19 protein-coding genes and 1 riboswitch are annotated in these 20,656 nt (G+C 38.0%); of the genes, 14 read left to right on the forward strand and 5 right to left on the reverse strand.

Annotated features, from left to right (window positions below; genetic code table 11):
- Positions 1–21: 21 nt before the first annotated feature.
- The 8 genes from H131_RS10090 to H131_RS10125 all read left to right on the forward strand — a co-directional run bounded on the left by H131_RS10090 (position 22) and on the right by H131_RS10125 (position 6,195).
- Positions 22–897, forward strand: coding sequence for a LysR family transcriptional regulator (locus H131_RS10090; protein ID WP_010859024.1), 876 nt, complete (start codon positions 22–24; stop codon positions 895–897).
- A 409-nt stretch (positions 898–1,306) separates the two neighbouring features.
- Positions 1,307–1,981, forward strand: a complete 675-nt coding sequence (locus H131_RS10095) for a phosphopantothenoylcysteine decarboxylase domain-containing protein (RefSeq protein WP_010859025.1) — start codon at positions 1,307–1,309, stop codon at positions 1,979–1,981.
- Between the two features lie 232 nt (positions 1,982–2,213).
- The gene (locus tag H131_RS10100) at positions 2,214–2,801 is read left to right on the forward strand and encodes a TetR/AcrR family transcriptional regulator (RefSeq protein WP_010859026.1); all 588 of its coding nucleotides are present in this window, start codon (positions 2,214–2,216) and stop codon (positions 2,799–2,801) included.
- A 5-nt stretch (positions 2,802–2,806) separates the two neighbouring features.
- Positions 2,807–3,895 (forward strand): DUF418 domain-containing protein, encoded by a 1,089-nt coding sequence (locus H131_RS10105; RefSeq protein ID WP_036131304.1) that lies wholly within the window; start codon positions 2,807–2,809, stop codon positions 3,893–3,895.
- Positions 3,896–4,005: 110 nt separating this feature from the next.
- Complete coding sequence (locus tag H131_RS10110) at positions 4,006–4,200, forward strand: hypothetical protein (RefSeq protein ID WP_010859028.1); 195 nt, start codon at positions 4,006–4,008, stop codon at positions 4,198–4,200.
- Between the two features lie 427 nt (positions 4,201–4,627).
- Complete coding sequence (locus tag H131_RS24955; protein ID WP_010859029.1) at positions 4,628–4,846, forward strand: hypothetical protein; 219 nt, start codon at positions 4,628–4,630, stop codon at positions 4,844–4,846.
- Between the two features lie 201 nt (positions 4,847–5,047).
- Positions 5,048–5,143, forward strand: a riboswitch (SAM riboswitch).
- A gap of 71 nt (positions 5,144–5,214) precedes the next feature.
- Positions 5,215–5,376 carry a YezD family protein gene (locus H131_RS23630; RefSeq protein ID WP_010859030.1) on the forward strand — a complete coding sequence of 54 codons (162 nt, stop codon included), beginning with the start codon at positions 5,215–5,217 and terminating at the stop codon, positions 5,374–5,376.
- 240 nt (positions 5,377–5,616) lie between these two features.
- Positions 5,617–6,195, forward strand: coding sequence for an ECF transporter S component (locus H131_RS10125; protein ID WP_010859031.1), 579 nt, complete (start codon positions 5,617–5,619; stop codon positions 6,193–6,195).
- Positions 6,196–6,365: 170 nt separating this feature from the next.
- Here the strand turns inward: H131_RS10125 and H131_RS10130 are convergent, their stop codons facing one another.
- Together H131_RS10130 and H131_RS10135 are read right to left on the reverse strand one after the other, a co-directional pair.
- The gene (locus tag H131_RS10130; RefSeq protein ID WP_010859032.1) at positions 6,366–6,782 is read right to left on the reverse strand and encodes a YhfM domain-containing protein; all 417 of its coding nucleotides are present in this window, start codon (positions 6,780–6,782) and stop codon (positions 6,366–6,368) included.
- A 449-nt stretch (positions 6,783–7,231) separates the two neighbouring features.
- Positions 7,232–7,720, reverse strand: coding sequence for a flavin reductase family protein (locus H131_RS10135; protein ID WP_010859033.1), 489 nt, complete (start codon positions 7,718–7,720; stop codon positions 7,232–7,234).
- Positions 7,721–8,379: 659 nt separating this feature from the next.
- Here H131_RS10135 and H131_RS10140 point away from each other — a divergent pair.
- A complete protein-coding gene (locus tag H131_RS10140; protein WP_010859034.1) occupies positions 8,380–9,165 on the forward strand; it encodes a VOC family protein in 786 nt (261 codons plus the stop codon).
- Between the two features lie 302 nt (positions 9,166–9,467).
- On the opposite strand, the gene H131_RS10150 is transcribed toward H131_RS10140, so the two are convergent.
- Positions 9,468–9,668, reverse strand: a complete 201-nt coding sequence (locus tag H131_RS10150) for a cold-shock protein (protein ID WP_010859035.1) — start codon at positions 9,666–9,668, stop codon at positions 9,468–9,470.
- 210 nt (positions 9,669–9,878) lie between these two features.
- On the opposite strand from H131_RS10150, the gene H131_RS10155 reads away from it, so the two are divergent.
- Positions 9,879–11,558 carry a formate--tetrahydrofolate ligase gene (locus tag H131_RS10155; RefSeq protein WP_010859036.1) on the forward strand — a complete coding sequence of 560 codons (1,680 nt, stop codon included), beginning with the start codon at positions 9,879–9,881 and terminating at the stop codon, positions 11,556–11,558.
- 245 nt (positions 11,559–11,803) lie between these two features.
- Here H131_RS10155 and H131_RS23110 read toward each other — a convergent pair whose 3' ends face one another.
- Positions 11,804–14,146 (reverse strand): EAL domain-containing protein, encoded by a 2,343-nt coding sequence (locus tag H131_RS23110; protein WP_010859037.1) that lies wholly within the window; start codon positions 14,144–14,146, stop codon positions 11,804–11,806.
- A 504-nt stretch (positions 14,147–14,650) separates the two neighbouring features.
- Here H131_RS23110 and H131_RS10165 point away from each other — a divergent pair.
- From H131_RS10165 to H131_RS10175, 3 genes are read left to right on the forward strand one after another with little or no spacing between them, the layout of a single operon-like run.
- Positions 14,651–14,872, forward strand: a complete 222-nt coding sequence (locus H131_RS10165; RefSeq protein WP_036130073.1) for a hypothetical protein — start codon at positions 14,651–14,653, stop codon at positions 14,870–14,872.
- Complete coding sequence (locus H131_RS10170; protein ID WP_010859039.1) at positions 14,862–15,362, forward strand: sigma-70 family RNA polymerase sigma factor; 501 nt, start codon at positions 14,862–14,864, stop codon at positions 15,360–15,362. The genes H131_RS10165 and H131_RS10170 overlap by 11 nt, the downstream gene beginning before the upstream one ends.
- The gene (locus H131_RS10175) at positions 15,359–16,618 is read left to right on the forward strand and encodes a DUF4179 domain-containing protein (protein ID WP_010859040.1); all 1,260 of its coding nucleotides are present in this window, start codon (positions 15,359–15,361) and stop codon (positions 16,616–16,618) included. Before H131_RS10170 ends, H131_RS10175 begins: the two co-directional genes overlap by 4 nt.
- A gap of 281 nt (positions 16,619–16,899) precedes the next feature.
- On the opposite strand, the gene H131_RS10180 is transcribed toward H131_RS10175, so the two are convergent.
- The gene (locus H131_RS10180; RefSeq protein WP_010859041.1) at positions 16,900–18,333 is read right to left on the reverse strand and encodes a BglG family transcription antiterminator; all 1,434 of its coding nucleotides are present in this window, start codon (positions 18,331–18,333) and stop codon (positions 16,900–16,902) included.
- A 587-nt stretch (positions 18,334–18,920) separates the two neighbouring features.
- Here H131_RS10180 and H131_RS10185 point away from each other — a divergent pair.
- Positions 18,921–20,654, forward strand: coding sequence for a methyl-accepting chemotaxis protein (locus tag H131_RS10185; protein ID WP_010859042.1), 1,734 nt, complete (start codon positions 18,921–18,923; stop codon positions 20,652–20,654).
- Positions 20,655–20,656: the final 2 nt, after the last annotated feature.

Below are 20,656 nucleotides of genomic sequence, written 5' to 3' on the forward strand. Positions count from 1 at the left end.
TGTATGTCGAGGGAAATGCAAATGAGTTTAGTTAAATATGAGATTTTAAATAAAGTAGCAGAACATGAAAGCTTTACAAAGGCAGCTGATGCACTAGGCTTAACCCAATCAGCCGTAAGCCACGCTATATCTAGCCTAGAGAAGGAATTTGGCTTTGCACTGATTCACCGAAGTCGCGCAGGTTTGACCTTAACGAGTGAGGGACAATCCATGTTGCGTGCTATGCGCCATGTACTGGACGCAGAAGAATTATTACAGCAGGAAGCAGCGCATATTCTCGGTGTTACGCGTGGGAAAGTGCGTATAGGTGTGATATCAAGTATCTCTTCCAACTGGATGCCGGAAATCGTTCGTATTATGGACAATCAATTTCCTGGTATTCAAGTGGAACTTCGTGAAGGGGATTACTATGAAATAGAACAATGGCTACTAAGCGGAGAGGTAGACGTTGGATTTTTAAACGGACAAAAATCTGAGCAATATCAATTTATCGAGCTACAACAAGACCCTCTTTTGTGTATTGTCTCCGATAAAAGTCCACTCTATGAAAGAACTGAAATTGATATTGTGGAACTTGAGGATATGCCATTTATCATGACGTCATACCGTGGTACAAATGATGTCAAGGTGATTTTGGAGCAGTATCATGTGAAGCCGAATATTCGCTTTGAATTGTCGGAAGAAGTCGGTATATTTTCGATGATTTCGCATCATTTAGGCATTAGTATTTTACCGCGATTAGTCATTAATCGTTTACCATCTTCATTAAAAGCCATTCCATTGAAGCAAGGTGGCTATCGTACCATTGGCCTTGCCATGAAGCGCCATGCTTCACCAGTGACCAAGAAATTTGCGGAAATTCTAAGCATTTGGTTAAACGAACAAAATAACAAATAGGTTATTTTGTCTTTTTACGTTAAAATAGGACATGTATATTTATCTTTATTCAATAGGCATCCAACCCGCCTACTGAATGAAGATAAAGCCTCTGGCGGAAGCCACTGCTGTTGAATGGAGACCATGTAGGGGATTAGCTGTTGTCGCGCTCATGCGACAATTTATCTGCCCTATGTGATGCGACAGGTGTCTGGCTAACTATCCGCATTGGTAAAACCGTCTTATCCTATGGTTTTACCGAAATGACCGACATCCTATTGGCCTTTGTGCAGGTCTAAGCCCAATTCAATATGCGGATAAATTGTTGATCTGTGACAACGAAGCGTCAGTGTTAGATGTATGTTGTACTGAAAGCATCGCGATAGGGACCATTACGCCGAGGCGTAATCGAATAAGAAAAGGTGAGTGTATGGGGACAATACAAGGGAAAACCGTACTCATTACAAGTGGGGGAACACTTGAGAAATGGGATCGTGTACGAGGGCATACGAATTTGTCGAAAGGAAGCATGGGGTGCTATTTGGCTGAAGCAGCACTTGCCGCTGGGGCCGATGTATTGTATATGCACGGCTATTTCGCGCAACTTCCGACAAATCACGATAAAATGCGTACAGTACAATTTGAAGGAATTGAAGATTTAGGGAATAAGGTGCGCCATGCTGTCCAAGAGCAAAAAGTGGATATCGTAATTATGGCAGCAGCTGGTTCCGATTGGGTGATTGACAAGGTGTATGATCAATCAGGTAACTTAATGGAGGAAGCGGGAAAAATGCCTTCTGATGAGCCGCCAATTATCCACTTTAAAAAAGCGCCAAAAATACTTGGGCAAATAAAGGACTGGCAACCCGATGTTACCCTTGTAGGCTTTAAACTAGAAGCAACAAATGATGTAGATTTCTTACTGGCACGTGCACGTTTACGTATGGATTCGGCACATGCACAGTTTATGGTAGCGAATAGCTCGCAGTCCTTATACGGTGGAGACGAACCACACTGGATTGTACCAGTCGAAGGACAACCAATAAAAGTGATAGGCAAAGAAGAAACTGCAAAAGCATTAATGCAATGCTTACAAAAAATTTAAATCCATATCATCGAAGTGTAGTTTTGTCGTCCGTGAAAGAATCTCTAGCAGCGCTGTCATTTTTCTAAGGTAATGCCCTCAAAAAAACCTGTGCAGATTGAAAGTGAGTCTGTACAGGTTTTTTGCGTTCATATAGATTTTTAGGGAAAATCTAAATAGTACTTGATTTACAACATAATTTACCATATTATTTACTTACCGGTAGGTAAATAAAACTTTCTGGAGGAATAATATGCGTAATCGCGAAGAAACATGTAAAAAAATTATAGAAACAGCATACGTTATGTTTTCGGAAAAAGGATTTGATAAAACGAGTTTGTCCATGATTGCGTCAGAGGTCGGCATATCTAAACCTGCAATCTACTATTACTTTAAATCCAAGGATGAATTAATCGAGTATTTATTTGATGAAATATGCAAAGAGATAGCGTTAGGCAACACTTTTGACTATAGTAATATGACAAAAACAAATCTCAAGCACAAGTTGTTGGAAATCGGCTACCAATCAATTGACGAGCAAGAGTCGGATGTGCATTTTAATAAAATTTTTAATCAATACGTGTTGTTAGCTTCACGGGATGAGAAATATATGGCGAGGCTGCTGGATATTCAAACTGGTTATTTAAAGAGCTATCACGATTTATTTAGCTATGCTGTACAAATTGAAGCGATAAGCGATACAAACCTTGAAACTAAAGCTCATATGCTGGCGATGGTTATCGATAATATTGGGAATTTCATGCTAACTGGCAGCAAATTAGATTATAAAGGCATTTGGAAAGAAGCTGTAGAAAGTGTATTGAGAGAGCAACCGCTATGACGAAGGTGCATGCTAGTCAACGTATTGAAGGACTTGATTTTGCTCGAGCCTTAGCGATGTTTGGTATGTTGGTTGTAAATTTTGGTGTCATTACGGGCGCAGAGGGGAATGGCCCTACTTGGTTGATAGGGGTTCAAAGCCTCTTCCAAGGACGTGCATCTGCCATATTTGTCATATTGGCTGGGATAGGAATCGCGTTGATGACAGCCAAGGCAAGAGCTACAGAATCCCCTTCCCTTATACAACAAAATAGAAAAACACTATGGAAAAGATCGCTTTTCCTGTTTGTGTTAGGTATGGTTTTGTATGCTGTAGGCTGGTCAGGGGATATTTTACATTATTATGGTGTATACATGCTGATTGCCTCATTTTTTATCGTGTCCTCAAACAAAACAATCTTGTTGTTAACAAGTGTGCTGTTAGTTACGGCACAAACGTTTCAAGTAATCTTTAATTATATGGCAGGGTGGAATCCACAACAGTTTTTATTGGAATATCTTGATTTTTGGACTTTAGAAGGGTTTTTGAGAAACTTGTTTTTTAACGGCTATCACCCTGTATTGCCATGGATTTGTTTCTTTTTCATAGGGCTAGTTTTAGGACGTTTCGATTTAACGAAAGATACCATAAGAAAAAAATTGCTGATTGCTGGCCTTGCTATAACGGTAGTAACAGAAGTCATGTCAAAAGTATTGATGAATGTAACAACTAAGTCCGTTCTGGATGCGGATAGCGCATGGTTTCTCTTTGAAACAGGGCCAATCCCACCGAATGTCTTTTACATTGTTTCCAATACTGCAACGGCACTTATTGTCATTGTTGTTTCCATTTATATCGCCGAAAAATTTGCTGAAAATGGACTGATACGTGCCATTATCCATACAGGTCAACTGACATTGACCCATTATGTAAGCCACGTCTTTATAGGGATTGGCATTTTAATAGTGTTAAACCGACTTGAGCATCAAACGATAGCGTTTTCCCTACTATTCTCGTGTCTTTTTTTCGTCGGCAGTATGCTATTCTCTGTACTATGGAGACGAAAATATAATAGAGGCCCCATGGAGATAATAATGAGAAAAGTAACAAAGTAGAGGAGCAAGAATTCGCTAAACAAAAATAAATAAGCTGCCTTACATAAGATAAAGGGCAGTAAGAACCTTCCAATAAACGTTTACGTCTTGTTATAAAAAGGGGTGGGATAATGGGTTTTTGGTATTTCTTACTATTATTTTTAGGGCTATTTTTAGTCATTAAAGGGCTCTTTATGAAAAAGCCATCATTGTTTGTTAACAAAATTAGTTTCGTATTAGTAGGGCTGTTCTGTATGTCATTATCATTTTTTATGTTCTCAGCAGGAAGTGCCGAAATAATGGCGAAATTGTTGAATATGAATTAAAGAGGGGGACGATTCTTACTTAATTGCCACTCGAATACACTGAGTAAATTATCTTATGAAGATCTAAAAATCAATTAATAAAAAAGGACACATATGGTGTCTTCAGATTGTAGACAAACTCAAAAAAATGAGTTTGTTTACAGTCTTTTTTCTTTTAAATATAGAAGCACTAAATGAATCCGTTGATTTCCGCAACGGCGGACGCTTTTCGCGGGCATGGCTGCAATCTCCTTGCGGGGCCTTTTCGCTCATGCTATTCCCGCAGAAGTCACCGCCTGCGCTCCAATCAACTAATGTACGTCTATAAATGATTGATGTCATAGCTAGGATGAAGAAAAATAGTAATATGAACACGATCAATTAGAAATGCTGGCAATTGACCAAATGGTGCCTGAAGATCATTTAGTACGCAAATTGGAAGCCGCTCTTGATTTTAATTTTATCTATTCATTCTATTTTAAATGTACTTATCGTAAAGGATGACGGGATCGGTCAGGTAGGTAATGAAGAGTGTGACCCTAATAATCATGAAGGATGGGCTTATATCAAAGTATTTCTATTAAATGGAAAAATGTCAATTGCAAAATGCACTCCTACTGGCTTATGTTTTATTATTTTTATTCCCATGAAAGGGGAGGAATCCTAACAATATTTTATTAATAGATGACCACGCTCTGTATATGCCTCCAAAGAAAAAATCCGTTCGCTTATTTTGATTATAAGCAAACGGATTTTTTTTACAAAATGAACCATTTTACTCAATTCCTTAGTATTCAACTAAGTTTTGTAATATTTATATTGACAATAGGTTTTCAGAATTATAGAATTATTTCCAAGAAACGTAATACTCTTATCAAGAGAGGTGGAGGGACTTGGCCCAGTGAAGCCTCGGCAACCGACTATATCGGTGCCAAATCCAGCAGAGATTTCTGAGAGATAAGGGGGTCCATCGAATCATCCTGATGCGTTGACCTCTTTTGTACAAAAAAGTATATAAAAGAAGGGGTGTATCTAATGTCTCAAACAGCAAAGACTGCTGACATGAAGTTACAAGCAATTGCCAAGGCCATTGAAAATCTACAATTTGGCGAAGTGCATATTACCATTCAAGATGGTGTCATTGTGCAAATTAATCGACTTGAAAAGCAACGATTTCCACAGAAAAATAAAGAATAATCGCAGCTGACTAGGAAACTGGAGGCCACATCATAGGCAAGGATCATTTCCTTCGCCTATATGTGGACTTTTTTATCCCGCAATAACGGTCAGTAAGACGCCCATCTTGAGTGGAAAGAAGGAATCAAGTCAACTGACCGATTTTGCCTGACCGGCACAACTAACAATCAGCAGTATGAAGAAATTGCTACGGATGGAAGTTTTACTTTAATTGGCGGCACTTAATAAGGGGCGAGTAAGTTGAAATTAAGATATGTTATGAATATAGGTGTGCTGAGTAGTATTTCTATTGTATTAATGCTATTTAATTTTCCACTACCACCGTTTCCGAACTTCCTACAGGTAGATTTTAGTGATGTGCCTGCCTTATTAGCGGCTATAATGATGGGACCCGTAGCGGGCATTTTAGTGGAGCTATTAAAAAATATGCTGGATTGGCTATTGTCTGGAAGCATCACAGGTGTACCGGTGGGGCATATAGCCAACTTCGCAACAGGTGTGTTATTTATTATCCCTGTTTATTTTTTCTATACAAAAATACAGCGTGTGAAGGGACTTATTATTGGTTTGCTAGCGGGGACTGTTACGATGGCAGTTGGTATGAGCTTACTGAATTATGTACTTTTCTTACCGATGTACACATTGTTTTTAGGGATGGAACCTGTGAAGGGTGCCTCCTTAAAGGATATGATTGTTTTAGGGATTTTACCATTCAATCTTGTTAAAGGTGTCATGGTGATGAGTGTGACATTGTTAGTATTCCGGAATATTCGTGCTTGGCTGAACCAACAACGCTTGAAATATAATCGTGCTTCATAAACAAGAGAAATATAATTGAAAATGGGTCGCCCTCGCCACATGGCAGCCCTTATTTTATTTGATTCCGCAATAACGATCAGTGCAAAGATGAGACCGAGTTAACTCGTAAAAACCCGATTAGTTCAACTACCAATCAGTGGGAAAGAAGCAACATCCCACTGAATGAAGTTTCACTTTATATCGACAAGGTTAGTTTCTGTTAGAGCTTCGAATAGCTTTTGAGAATCTTCGGTGTTCAAATGCACGTATTGCTGTTCTCCTTGCACGACTTCAATTGTATCTTTACTCGGACTGATCCAAACAGAGTATGGAATGGCCTTGGCATGAATATCTGGATTGACAAACTGAAAAATGAATTGGTAATCAGCCTCTCTGGCCATATCTACTTTCATCTGTTTCCATTCAGCATTATGAAGTATTTTTTTAGCAATCTTCACTTTTTTTGCATTGGTGATTTCCTTAAAGTCTTCATATGTACAAGTATCATTCATTTTTTGAACCTCGATTCTTTGCCGCTCCATACCGGTGCAACTTGCAGCAATGAATACGAACAATACAAGAACAAGTACTTTTTTAAAATAGAACATCGTTTTCTCATTCCTCTCACTATATGATATCGATTGAAGGAAGTGGTTGATGGAAATGGAAGGGGGGAAGGTGATAGGGAACAATTTTTTAAGCCGATTTAATGCTTTATCAATAGGAGTATTCTATATTGTTTATAGTTTTTTTGGTTGCCAATTCTAACTAAGTGAAGCCTTTTTTTATTTTAGTAGAGAAGAAAATTCGGTATGCCTGTTTTTTTAGCAATTTTTCCTTAGGGTTAAGCTCTGTAAAATCCTCCTAAGAGTGTTCTCTGCTAGATGAATGAAAGTGGGTTATCCATCAAAAAAAGGAGTTACTTCAAGTTGTGAATTTGAGGTGACTCCTTATCTGTATTGAATTACGTAAGTTTTCTGCACGAATGCAAACCATCTGCGTAAAATGAGTAGAAGAATCACTTGTTTTTTTAGCATATGCCTATCGGGAACTGAGTCTACTCGTAAAAACTTGTAGGGATTTGCCCTAAATGCCGGCGATGGTAGAGCAGTGGTTCTTTCTGCGTATTATCAATTGCCAAGACTTGCCCAATGAAAATCGTATGGTCGCCTGCATCGATTTGTTTATATGTTTCGCATTGTAATGTGGATAATGTATCATGTAAAACTGGTAGACCATGTACAGAGGTGGACCAAGTTGTTTGAGCAAAACGGTCAGGAATTCTACTAGCAAATAATGTACATAAACGTGCTTGATCGCTCGCTAAAATATTGACTGCAAATTTTTTTGCTGCTAAAAAATGAGCATGAAGTTGCGACTTTTTATCGAGTGACCATAAGATGAGAAGCGGATCAATTGAAACAGATGCAAAAGAATTTACGGTTAAGCCAATAGGTTCGTTTGTGTCATTAAATGCTGTAACAACTGTGACGCCTGTTGGGTAATTGCCTAGAGCTTGTTTAAATGCTGTTACTTTATCAGTCATGAAAATCACCTCTTGTTATGTTATTTTGTCCCGCATAAATCAACTGACCATAAAAGCCCGATTGGTTCAACTATCAATCAATGGGGGAAGAAATCAACCCCCATTGATCGAAGTTTCACTATATCCCGCATAAACGGTCAGTAAGACGCCCACCTTAAGTGGAAAGAAGAGCTCGAGTACACGAAGTGGTCGATCAACTGACCATAAAAGCCCGATTGGTTCAACTACCAATCAATGAGTTGCCGTTAAATTCGGAAAAATTTATTGGAAACTGTTAATCATCTCGTAATCTTCGAATAATAAGACGGTTGCATAGCCTTCCGCAAAACTATGAAAGCGAGAAGTTAGATTTGATACGCTCGGCTGTAGTATGTTGTAGCGCCTTTTTTACAGCGAACTGCCAACCTATAGCATGTTGTTATTTAATCATACGATAATCCGTCCTGTTTGTGAATTAAATGCCGAAGCAGCATTTTTCGCGGCTAATGCTATTCCTTTTGTAAAATGAGGAGAAGCTTTTGATAAGCCGAAAATGCAACGTCATATGGGTGTCATAATAGACAAAGATTTCTTAACTATTAGAAAATTCTTACTATTATTTTAAACCAACAAAACTAACAGGTAAAGTATATAATAAAAGAATGAAAGGGGGAACAATCATGACTTTATATTTCGACCATTTAGTTCATCAAGTCCAATCACCAGAAAATATAAAGGATTTCTTAAATAAGCGGAATATCCATACAGTGAATGGTGGACAACACACGATGTGGGGAACGTATAATACGTTAAGTTATTTTGGCTTAACGTATATTGAGCAAATTGCTGTCTATGATCGCGCGCTATTTGAGGAAGCGGCGAAATTACCTTATACATTACATCATACGTTTAAAGAAAACAAGGAGCGTTACGGGTTTTCGCGTATGGCTTTACGTACTACAAATATTGACGAAGAGGCAGCTCGTTTACGTGCACTGGGGCTAGAAGTTTACGGACCAGATGCTTGTAGTCGCACACGGCCAGATGGCTCAGTTGTGAAATGGAAGCTATTACACTTTGGTCAGCCAGAGCAAGCCATCGATTTTCCATTTTTAATTGAATGGACAGATGATGATCAAGAGCGTTTTGCACAATTAGAGGCCAGTGGAGCAATCAAAACGACACAATCTATTACGATGGAGTCCGTGCAATTTTATGTACAAGATGCGGAAGCTACGGTACAACGATGGCGAGAAGTATTACAATTGCCCGATCCTGACAGACAACCACAATGTATTTCCTTACAATTACCGAATATGCGCTTGGATTTTTATGAAGAAGCAGTGGCAACCAACATGATGCTTGGCCGCAAAAGTGAAGGTCCTTTTGGTGTAACCTTACAAGATACAGACCGCACAAAAGAAACATTAATCTTCCCAGCCGCATTTTATTGGATCAATCCATAAAGAACAGGCTGAAAAGAGAATCGCTGGTAGAAGAGCAGAAATCGCTGGTAGAAATGCGAGAATCGCTGATAGAAGAGCAGAAAACGCCGGAATCCCGAGAACTGATGGATAGAACAGCAGAATTAACGGATAGAACAGCAGAACTGACGGATAGGAACGCTGAACTCACGGATAGAATCACTGGAATTCCGAGAATCGAGAATCGTCGATAGCTATCCAGAAAACCTATAGAAGTATTAAATCAAACCATACTTAGAACAAAAAGGAGCTGTTCTTTTAGTGAACAGCTCCGTCACGCTTAATTATAATTTCATAACATTGGATGCTTGTGGGCCGCGATTGCCTTCCACTACATCAAATGCAACCTTTTGACCTTCTTCAAGTGTACGGAAGCCTTCCTCTTGGATCCCCGTAAAATGTACAAATACATCTTCGCCATCATCACATTCAATAAAGCCATAACCCTTTTCATTATTGAACCACTTTACGATTCCTTGTTGCATAAGCATTCGCCTCCAGTGCGCTTGAATGTAAAACTATATCAACTAAGTCTCAGCATAATTGATAAGATGAAATAATTGCATTTTCTCTTAGAACATACCTGAATTGCTACTCGATGTCAATTGATTGTCGAAATGTTGCATAACTAGTTATGTTTTATTTCACAATAAAGTCTATAATGGAGTTGAACAACAGAGAAAGTAGGATGCCAAATGACAACGAAAAATCAACCATTATCAGATCTAGAAATCGCTAGTCAAGCGGTTATGAAACCTATTACAGAAATTGCGAAAGCTGCAGGAATTCCAGAGGATGCACTGGAACAATACGGTCGCTATAAAGCAAAAATCGATCCATTGAAGATTACAGCACATGGTGAAGATGCAAAGGTCGTATTAGTAACAGCGATTAGCCCAACTCCAGCTGGTGAAGGAAAATCGACCGTAACAGTCGGACTTGCAGATGCCCTTCATCAATTAAATAAAAACGTCCTTGTCGCACTACGTGAACCATCCCTTGGTCCAGTGATGGGCGTTAAGGGTGGTGCCACAGGTGGTGGTTACGCGCAAGTAGTACCAATGGAAGATATCAATCTGCATTTCACTGGTGACCTTCACGCCATCACAACAGCGAATAATGCTTTAGCAGCCTTTATCGATAATCATATCCACCAAGGCAATGTGTTAAACATCGATCCGCGTCGCATCATATGGAAACGCGTAATGGACTTAAATGACCGTGCACTAAGAAAAGTAGTCGTTGGACTAGGTGGTCCTGTACAAGGTATGCCACGTGAGGACGGTTTTGATATTACAGTTGCATCAGAAATTATGGCGGTATTCTGTTTAGCAACAAGTATTGAAGATTTACGTGAACGTCTAGCTAGCATCGTCATTGGTTATACATTTGAGCGCGAGCCGGTATTTGTGCGTGATCTGCAAGTGGAAGGTGCCTTAACATTATTATTGAAAGATGCCTTTAAACCAAACTTAGTGCAAACACTAGAAGGCACACCTGCCATTATTCACGGTGGACCTTTTGCTAACATCGCACACGGCTGTAACTCCATTATGGCAACACAAACAGCACGTAAGTTAGCCGATATCGTTGTGACGGAGGCGGGCTTCGGTTCGGACTTAGGCGCTGAAAAGTTCATGAACATTAAAGCACGTAAAGCTGGATTTAAACCAAGTGCCGTGGTGCTTGTAGCAACGATTCGTGCATTAAAAATGCATGGTGGTGTAGCGAAAACAGCACTAGTAGGCGAAAACGTGGATGCCCTGTTACAAGGAATTGAAAATTTAGCTAAACATGTTGAGACGATTCGCGCATTTGGCGTTGAACCAATTATCGGGTTAAACCGCTTTATTACGGACACAGAAGCGGAGCTAGAGGCAGTTCTGAACTGGTGTAAAGAAAATCATGTACGCATTGCACGTACCAACGTCTGGGAAGAAGGCGGCAAAGGTGGCCTTCAGTTAGCGGAGCAGGTGCTTGCAGTACTGAATGAAGAAAACAACTTCTCACCTTTATATGAAGTAACGGAATCAATTGAGGAAAAAGTACGTACAATCGTGCAAAAAGTATATGGTGGCAAAGACGTCAACTTTACCGATCAAGCAAAAAAACAGATTGCCCAAATCGAAAAGTTCGGCTGGGATGTCTTACCGATTTGTATGGCAAAGACCCAATATTCTTTATCCGACCAACCAACTTTACTCGGTCGTCCTGAAGGCTTCACTGTGACAATCCGTGAAGTTATTCCAAAGCTAGGAGCAGGCTTCTTAGTTTGTTTAACTGGCGATATTATGACAATGCCAGGTTTACCGAAACAACCAGCTGCCTTACGTATGGATGTCGATAGTGAAGGACATGCGGTAGGATTGTTCTAAAATTCGATAGAAAATATAACGTATAAAAGCTGCTCCTTTAAATTATAAAGGGCAGCTTTTAATCTTTTTAAGACAAGGGCTACAGTCATTTATACAATTGAATTATCAGATCATTTCTCTTAGTTTATGAAACAAAGTCATATAAATAATGGCGGATAGAACATGAGATATTTTTAATCAGCATCTGGCCTTTCGTTAGAGAATGCGGCTGTTTGTTTATTTATGTCATTAAAGAACCTTATTTTTTACTGATTTGTGGAGTTCTTTTCCTCCATCAGCAATTCGACAAGTTTGTCTTCCGAAACAGGCCTACTGAAATAGTACCCTTGTACAAAGTCGCAGTTCCATTCTTTGAGCAAATTATACTGTTCTTTTGTCTCCACCCCTTCTGCAACTACATCATGACCTAATTTATGGACAAGGTTGATAATTGATTCGATAATCGTTTTTTCTGCTGTTGCCGATGTCATATTTTGAATAAATGACCTATCAATTTTAAGGGTATGAATCGGCAATACATTCAAATAGTTAAGTGAAGAATAACCGGTGCCGAAATCGTCCTGAGCAATCTTTATTCCTAGGCTTTCTAATTTTCGTAGTATGGAAATTGAGCTTTCAAACGACTCAACTAAGATACTCTCAGTAATTTCAATTTCTAAATGTTCCGGCTTCATCTTCGTTTCATTCAAAATGAGCTGGACTTTATCCACAAAATCTGTTCTTCCTAATTGTAAAGCCGAAATATTAACCGCCATCAGGAAGGGATAACCGAATTGATGTTGTAATTCGACATTTTTCAAGCAGGCTTGATACATGACCCATTCGTCAATTTGTGTAATCAAGCCTGTCTTTTCTGCAATCGGAACAAAATCTTCTGGAGAAACAAATCCAAGCTCGGGGCTATTCCAGCGCACTAACGCCTCAAACCCTCTGATCTTTCCAGTAGCTGATTCTATCTGCGGTTGATAATGAACGTTAAATTCATTTCTTTCTAGCGCTAGACGCATCATTCGCTCGATTTGGTCCTTTTTGATAACGAGTTCATTCATCTTGTCATCAAAAAATCGATGGTTATTTCCCCCTAATTCTTTCGCTTTATACATGGCGATATCAGCATGTTTGAGAAGCTCTTCTTGAGTCACTCCATCAATTGGATAACTCGCGATTCCCATACTCATTTGAACAAAAGTGATTTGGCCATGAATAGTAAAAGGTTGAACAAAGCTATCACGTAACGTACTCAACATTTTTTCCAAATTAGCATGATCTGCGCTATGTTCTAGAAAAATGACGAATTCATCGCCCCCCAAGCGTGCAACCATTCCTTGCGAACCTATACAAGACTGCAATTGTTCTGCCATCTTCTGAAGTAACTCATCACCAGCCGAATGCCCAAGTGTATCATTAACTTGCTTGAAGTTATCCACATCAATGAAAATAATGGCAAACTTAGATTGCTCTGAACTAGCCTGTGTGATGGCCTGTTCTAGGGTAAAGACAAACTGCCTCCGATTAGGCAAATTAGTTAATGGATCGTACAATGCGAATTTACTTAAAGAGTCAATCATATGATTATAAGCGTCTCCAAGCTTCTGAAACTCATCTTGACTTGTGATTATGACCTGCCCCGACAAATCCCCTTCGCTCACTTTCTCAGAAGCATCCACTAACACCTGCAAAGGTTTCGTAATCGAGCGAACAATAACGGAAATCAGAATAGATGTTAAACAAATCGCAATGAGCAGCACGAAGAGGGTAATATTAAAAATTGGTTTGACACTTTGAGCAATCTTAAGTTGATCAATTTCAGCAATAATTCGCCAATCCGTTTGTGCATTTGTAAGAAAAATCGCCTTTTTAGGGTTTCCATTAACTTTAAAACTTATATCACCTGATGTACTTCTCAGTATCTCGTCATAGTAAATTCCTTTTGGCTTTTCCGCAAGTTTTTCCTGAGGGTGGGCGACGACTTTTCCTGTGGGATCCAATATATATAAAATATCTCCCTCAGCAATTGTGAGTTGGCTCACGCTACGCGTCAATTCCTCCAGGGAGATACCGACAGCTACAACCCCCTTTTTATCACTAGTCTGCCTAGACATTGTGACAACTGGTTTATTTGATTCTGATAAACGAGGGGCAGTTATGGATACTATCCCCGGATTCTCAACTGCAAGTTTATACCAGCTCTGTTCTAGTGGATTGTAGTCAGAAGGAAGGGTTAGATGGGGTGAAAACATGAAGGCGCCATCGTGCGAAGCGACTCTGGTCATAATAATATCTGTACTCAGGGATTGAAATCTGTCAATGATCTCTCGTATCTCCGAATCTCCGTCCTCTTGATTTGTTTCTATGTTATCTGCATCGATACTTTGAGCCAATAAAGAAATCTCCTGTTTTGGCAAACTCAACATTTTATCAATATAAGTATCTAATATCTGTAGATTCCTCTCAAGCCCTTCCATCGTTTTGTCAGTAATCTGCTCGTATGCTGTTTTATACGAAACCCAGCCAATCAGTGCGCAAGGGATACAGAGGATAAGGGATACAGATATGATTAATTTATTTCGTACACTAAATGGATTCACTAACATCATCCCTCTTTTCAATTGAGCATTTAGCCTTACTCTAAGGCCTTGATACACAAGGTTTTTCAAGCATCAGAAAAGGGCTTTGGGGGTGAACAGTGATTACTTGAAGTTCCGTTTTCTTCACACCACGGACAACATCGATTGAAATCTTATTATTTATCCGAAAATACAATATCTCCTGAATGAGATTTTCTCCAAAGTCCCTCTTTCTATTGCCACTACACTGTTCTCAAGAACCCTTCTATCTATTATAAAATAGTATTATTATTTTAAATTTTTAGATTTTACTCTTGTAGCAAATGAATAAGGGTAAAAATTAATACAACCCACCATATATCTTGATGTGATCAAAAATGTATGGTGTAGTTTTGTAAAAAAAATTGATAATTTGTTATAAAGTTTGTTTGGACATTTATGTTTTCTTGTGAAGAAATGTATTTAAACTTACGCAGCGGTAGAATTGAAGAAAAGTAATTGTTATTTCAGAAATGGGGGATAGCTTTGATTGAAGTAAGTTTAACATTATGTTTAGTGAATTTCTTGAACGAACGGGGTAGGTTAGTTGAAGAAGAAATTAAAAACTTATGTCTTCAAAGGAACATCTTTGACGCAAAGTTTAAAGGCAAATCCATAGACGGTTTCCTAAATAATTTTAAAATTTTTGAACGAAATGAAGCATCGCTCCGTCTAATGGAGGAAGGAGGGGAAAAGGATGGAATTTGAAATCGTGCAGCGTGCTATTCGTGGGGATCATCAAGCGATACTTTCACTTATTGAAATGGATGAAGATATTTTATATCGCATGGCTTTTACATATCTGAAAAATGAGCAAGACGCTTTAGACGTGATGCAGGACCTGGTTTACAAGGCACTGAAAAAAATGCATACCGTTAAACAGCACGAATATGCCAGAACATGGCTCGTGCGCGTCTTAATCAATTGTTGTAAAGACCATTTGCGAAAACGCCAACCAACCGTTCCAATTGAGGAATATCACCTATTTGAAGGGGCCATCTATTCTGATATGGAGCGGTTATTGGAACATTTATCCTTGTCGGAGCAGCAACTCGTCTATATGAAATATTTTCAGCAACTAAAAAACAAAGAAATTGCCGAGCTAAATGAAATTCCGGAGGGTACTGTAAAGTCTAAGCTTCATCACATACTAAAGAAGCTTAGAAACTTCGCTGGAGAAAAGGAGGACTGGCTATGAGTAAACTACCGATTGACGTTCCAAAGGAGAAACTTCAACAAGTTCGGATGGATATGTTTCGTAAAGTTCAACGAGAAAAAAGAGCAAAGAAGCGCATTGTTTCGGTTGCAATAGTCTCTTTGTTTTGCTTAAGCCTTTTATTTTCAATTCGTGTTTCTCCTACGATTGCTAGCCATGTTGCAAAAATACCTGGCTTTCAAGTAATTGTATCAGCGGTTGTAAGAGATAAAGGGATAAAAGATATTGTGGACAATGAATACTATGAAGAAATCAATGTGACGCAGTCTAAAAATGGCCTATCGCTTACATTGCAAGGCGTGATTGCAGATACCTCGGGATTAGTACTTTACTATGACGCCGATGGCTCATTTGATATTTCGGAATTACAGTTGGAGGAAGTTCAATTGTTCCAAGGGGACGAAAAAATTAAAGGCGGAGGTTCATTTACAAGCAATCAATCAAATCAAACACACATCTCTTCTACAGTAGAATATGGTTTTTCAGAGCCTTTCGCTTATACTTCAAAGGATTTTAAAGTGGTTTTTCGTTTTTATGACAAAGATAAGGGGAACATTGAAATTACGATACCGTTTTCACTACAAAACGAAATCGCAAAGGAGAAAACTATTACTGCGAATCGTACTGTAGATGTCGAGGGTCAGAAATTTACGATTACACAAATTCGCCGTTCTCCATTAAAAACGGCACTCGATATTGAAGTAGACGAAGCGAATACGATGCAAATTTTATCGCTTGATGATATTGCGGTCGAAACGGAAAATGGGGAGCGAAGAGAAGGCATTAAATACGCCATGGCAATGGGCAGAAATATTCACGACGGTAAATTCACGCTATATTTGCAAAGTAATTATTTCCATGATTCAGATTCAATCAAAATAATAATTGGAGCTGTTCATGCCGTTCCAAAGGGCGAGGATTTTATCGAAGTTGATTTTGGCACAAAAGAAGTACTCACGAAGCCCGATTATTTGGATTGGGATATTTCTGTAACGCAGCAAAGTGTATCAGTTGCTGCAAAGAAATGGGATGATAGAAGGCGACATACGTTTCTAAATAGCGCTGTAAAAGCAGATGGCACGACGTTAAAATATACAGGTGGCTCGTTTTCAGATGATGATGAGTACCTATTTGCGACGGAGAACTTTGAAAATTATGATGGCAAAGCAAAAATATATTTAAGCTATTACTTCAATCCTATTGGAGAAAATATTGAACTGAATATTCCATTGAAATAAAGTGCAGGTGTTCAAAAAGGCTCTCCTTTTTGAACATCTTTTTAATTTTTCCATACTTTTGTTAATATTCCTGTATTGTGTGCTACCTTGGTCACAGGAGGAGAAAAGATGGATGAATTATAAATAGGGTAATATAGTACTTCCTTGTTTGTGTTCTTATATCTAAAATGCAGTGGGCTAGGCGTTTTTATTTTTGGTTAAAAGAATAAGCACGCATAGCGAGAGCGAGAAAAAACGGGATACTATAGCAGTATCCCGTTTTTTCTCGGTTTTTTAGGTGCCTATATTTTTAGATTATTTTTAATCATTTTGATCTCACTGTCGCTTAACAATGGACTCACTTGAAGGACAGGTATATCGTTCGTTACTAATCCATATATATGATGATTTGTTGTAATAATTGCATCCAGATCTCCATGAAGAGCAAGACTAACCATTTCATGTGCTTGATTAGTCGTCATCAATCTAATATGCCCATTGATATGGTCTAAGAGTTTCAACATGATATATCTCAAGACACCAAGGTCATTCATGTACAATAAAATTGTTTTTTCTTTTTGTTGCATTTCATGGCCTTTTTTGCTAGCCATAAAGTACATCGTAATATCTGCAAAGTCATCATCCCTAAACGATTCTGCATAATTACAGTTACGTACAATTGCTTCTTGAATACAATTGTAAAGGAAAGCTTGTTTATTTTTAATGATTGATTTATGGTGATTTGCATAGCTATACACTTTAGTTATCAATCTTATTTTCGCATGTTCGAAATATTCGTGGCATTGCTGCACCAAGATAGGGTCGTTCGAAAAGGGTAATTGAGTTTGCTCCTCTACATATTTTATCACGTTCATTATAGAATCCAATTGAGGTTGTAAAATTATTTTATTCATACTCAAGCAATCATCATCTTTCTTCTTTTCAATCCTTGCTGCACCAAGTATCAGTGCTGCTCCATAATGAAGCTCAGTAGGGATAACCATAACCTGAATGGATTCAAGATAGCTTTCTATAAGAGTTAGAAGCCAATCAATTGAATTGCCTGATTCAACAAGAACTGCAGGGTATACGAACTCTGTTATATATTTTTTTTTAATCATGCGGCTCTGCCAAATGGATAAAAGAATCGGCAGTTGTGCGTAAGCATGATCAGAAAAAGTAAAACCGCCTTTCCTTTCAATTTCACTCATAAATGAATATATTGATTCTGAAGATTGTTCTGATACCAGATGAAAACAATGCTTTCGTAAATAAAAGTCAAAATAGAACTGGCGTAAATGAAACTCCTCGCCATTGATTCTTATCGGCCTCATGTCTATTTTTAAATAATATTTCTTCAAATCATTCCTCAATAATTCCAAAACTTTACTGATTGTACTTGCACTATAGTATAGCGCTTGACTAACTTCTGAGAGGGAGCAGCCTGATTCATTCCGCATAAGAAATGTGATTAAATTATGCAGCTTGTCCGTTTCATTAATTAGATGTTCGAAAGCTAAACTTGTTTGATTGGGGGGGCGATGTAAAAAAACTCCTTTTCCTCGTTGAGTCTCAATTAGCCAATTCCCTGGAAGGAAAGAAGTAAGCTCTATTAAATCTTTTCGGACTGTCTTGATTGAGCAATTCAACAACACAGCTAATTCTTGTGCCGTTATCCAATCTTCGTGTTCTACTAAGTGCTGATATAGCTTGATTAGTCTGTTTGAAGTTGTCACGGTATGTCACCCCCTGATAAGGATCTCTATCTTCGTACTTACTAAAGCAAAAATTAACTCCAAGCGATTACTCTAATAGATTCAATTGCTCAATACTTTGATTCAGAGACGTAGGACTGTAAAAAAATTATTTGCACAAAACAAAACAGCATAAAAATACTAAACATTGTATTAATATAATAACTCCTCAATAATTTTATCGTCAACAAATACCTGCTATTTACCTAGGTGTATTCTCTCAACTACGAATTTTCTCATGACATTATCAAACACAATATAGCCATTCTGATAAGGTTTATACATAATGGAAAAACGCTATCTAATGATATTTTAGAATCTGTACAGATTTATGGAGATTGTACTGGTATTCTCGTTGGGTATGTGGCTAGCTTCGCGGTTTCGTGATGGATTATAAAATTATAGCATTATATTATTTTTTTTGTGAAGAGGGATAATATATTACCTTAAAATGTGTTTTATTCAAACTTCAAGTAACTTTAGTACTATTTTACATTAAACATTATTACAGATTAGTCGATATTAATTTGGTAAATCAAGCGTTTACATAAAATGGAAGGGGAATGGAAATGAAGATACGTACAAAGTTAATTATTATTTCATTGAGCCTATTATTAATTCCAAGCTTAATAATAGGTGTAAGCAGTTATTATTCTGCTAAAGAGCACTTGGATGATTTGGGAGAGAAAATGCTAAAAAATAATGTAGAAATGGCACTCCAATTAATTGATTCAATGAATTATGCCGTTCAAACCGGAGAAATATCATTAGAAGAAGCCCAAGAAAAAGTAAAACAAAATTTAATCGGGGATTTACAAAGTGATGGTTCCCGTGCAATAACTACTAACGTTGATTTAGGTGAAGACGGCTATTTTGCAATTTACGGATCAGATGGTCAAAGAATAGCCCATCCTTTCTCAGAAGGAAAAAATGCTTGGGAGAGCGTTGATAGTAATGGGATTTATATGATACAAGATATGATAAAAGCAGCAGAAAAGGGTGGGGATTTTACTTACTATTCTAGAGAAGTGCCAAATCAACCTGATACAGAAGAGGACAAAATAGCCTACACTGCTTTAGATCCGAACTGGGGATGGGTGGTAAGTGCAAGTAGCTATATGAAGTCATTTAATCATGGAATTAACTTAATCCAACATATGATTATGATTACACTTGGCATGAGTATTTTGATAGGAATAATAATTATATTTTTATTTTCCAGACATTTGGCAATTCCAGTTCAACTCATCACTGAAAGTGTGCAAAAGATTGCTAAACAAGATTTATCTTTTAACTATATTAAAGTTAAAAATAAAGATGAGTTGGGTGATTTAGCTAGTGGAATAAATAGGATGACTGCAAGTTTAAGAGATATTATTCAATCAGTTTCAAGCTCAGCGGAGCAAGTTGCTGCTACATCCGAACAACTTACTGCAAGTAGCGAACAAACGAGTACAGCCTCAGAGGAAATCACGGAGTCTATTCAGCAAATTTCTACTGGACAAGATAAACAACTGTTTGGAATGCAAGAAGCAAATAACTCAGTTTCACAAATATCATCTAGCATTACAGAAATAACGACAAATATTAAAGAATTAAATGATCTATCAATTGAAACTTCTAAAGTTTCTCTTTATGGGAATGAAGTTATTACACAGACCGTGGAACAAATGAATCAAATCAATGAACAGAGCATGGTGACAACTGAAGCAATGCGATTACTTGAAAGTAAATCTCAAGAAATCGGTGAAATTATTAATGTAATTACTAGCATAGCAGCGCAAACAAATTTACTTGCTTTAAATGCAGCGATTGAAGCAGCACGTGCAGGTGAGCATGGGAAGGGCTTTGCTGTTGTAGCTGACGAAGTAAGAAAATTAGCAGAGGAATCAGGAAATGCGGCAAACGACATTGCAGCTTTAATAGGTGAAATTCAAATTAATACACAGAATACAGTACAAACTGTAAATGAAGGAAAAATAGTAGTGGAGACAGGTATGAACTATGTTGAAAATGCCGGAAAAACATTTGAAGCAATTGCGGCCGATGTAAACTTGATTAATGATAAATTATCATCAGTCTCAGCCGAAATTCAAGAAATTAGTGCCAATACAGAGGTTCTAGTAAACGAAATACACAAAACAAAAGACGTTACCAATCAGTCCACAAGTTATACGCAACATGTCGTAGCAGCTGCTGAAGAACAGCATGCGTCAATGGTTGAGATGACAGTTGCTTCCCGTTCTTTAGCAGAGATGTCACAACAACTTCAAGATCTAGTTTCTGATTTTAAATCAATCTAATA

Origin of the sequence: Lysinibacillus sphaericus OT4b.31, from assembly GCF_000392615.1 — a bacterium.
In the GTDB taxonomy this organism is placed as follows: Bacteria; Bacillota; Bacilli; order Bacillales_A; family Planococcaceae; genus Lysinibacillus; species Lysinibacillus sphaericus_B.

Excerpts from the sequence above, each read along its gene's own strand:
- H131_RS10135 (WP_010859033.1), bottom strand. The coding sequence starts at position 7,720 with ATGACTGATAAAGTAACAGCATTTAAACAAGCTCTAGGCAATTACCCA.
- H131_RS10185 (WP_010859042.1), top strand. The coding sequence starts at position 18,921 with ATGAAGATACGTACAAAGTTAATTATTATTTCATTGAGCCTATTATTA.
- H131_RS10140 (WP_010859034.1), top strand. The coding sequence starts at position 8,380 with ATGACTTTATATTTCGACCATTTAGTTCATCAAGTCCAATCACCAGAA.
- H131_RS10100 (WP_010859026.1), top strand. The coding sequence starts at position 2,214 with ATGCGTAATCGCGAAGAAACATGTAAAAAAATTATAGAAACAGCATAC.
- H131_RS10150 (WP_010859035.1), bottom strand. The coding sequence starts at position 9,668 with ATGCAACAAGGAATCGTAAAGTGGTTCAATAATGAAAAGGGTTATGGC.
- H131_RS10155 (WP_010859036.1), top strand. The coding sequence starts at position 9,879 with ATGACAACGAAAAATCAACCATTATCAGATCTAGAAATCGCTAGTCAA.
- H131_RS10095 (WP_010859025.1), top strand. The coding sequence starts at position 1,307 with ATGGGGACAATACAAGGGAAAACCGTACTCATTACAAGTGGGGGAACA.
- H131_RS10130 (WP_010859032.1), bottom strand. The coding sequence starts at position 6,782 with ATGTTCTATTTTAAAAAAGTACTTGTTCTTGTATTGTTCGTATTCATT.
- H131_RS10170 (WP_010859039.1), top strand. The coding sequence starts at position 14,862 with ATGGAATTTGAAATCGTGCAGCGTGCTATTCGTGGGGATCATCAAGCG.
- H131_RS10090 (WP_010859024.1), top strand. The coding sequence starts at position 22 with ATGAGTTTAGTTAAATATGAGATTTTAAATAAAGTAGCAGAACATGAA.
- H131_RS23630 (WP_010859030.1), top strand. The coding sequence starts at position 5,215 with ATGTCTCAAACAGCAAAGACTGCTGACATGAAGTTACAAGCAATTGCC.
- H131_RS10175 (WP_010859040.1), top strand. The coding sequence starts at position 15,359 with ATGAGTAAACTACCGATTGACGTTCCAAAGGAGAAACTTCAACAAGTT.
- H131_RS10110 (WP_010859028.1), top strand. The coding sequence starts at position 4,006 with ATGGGTTTTTGGTATTTCTTACTATTATTTTTAGGGCTATTTTTAGTC.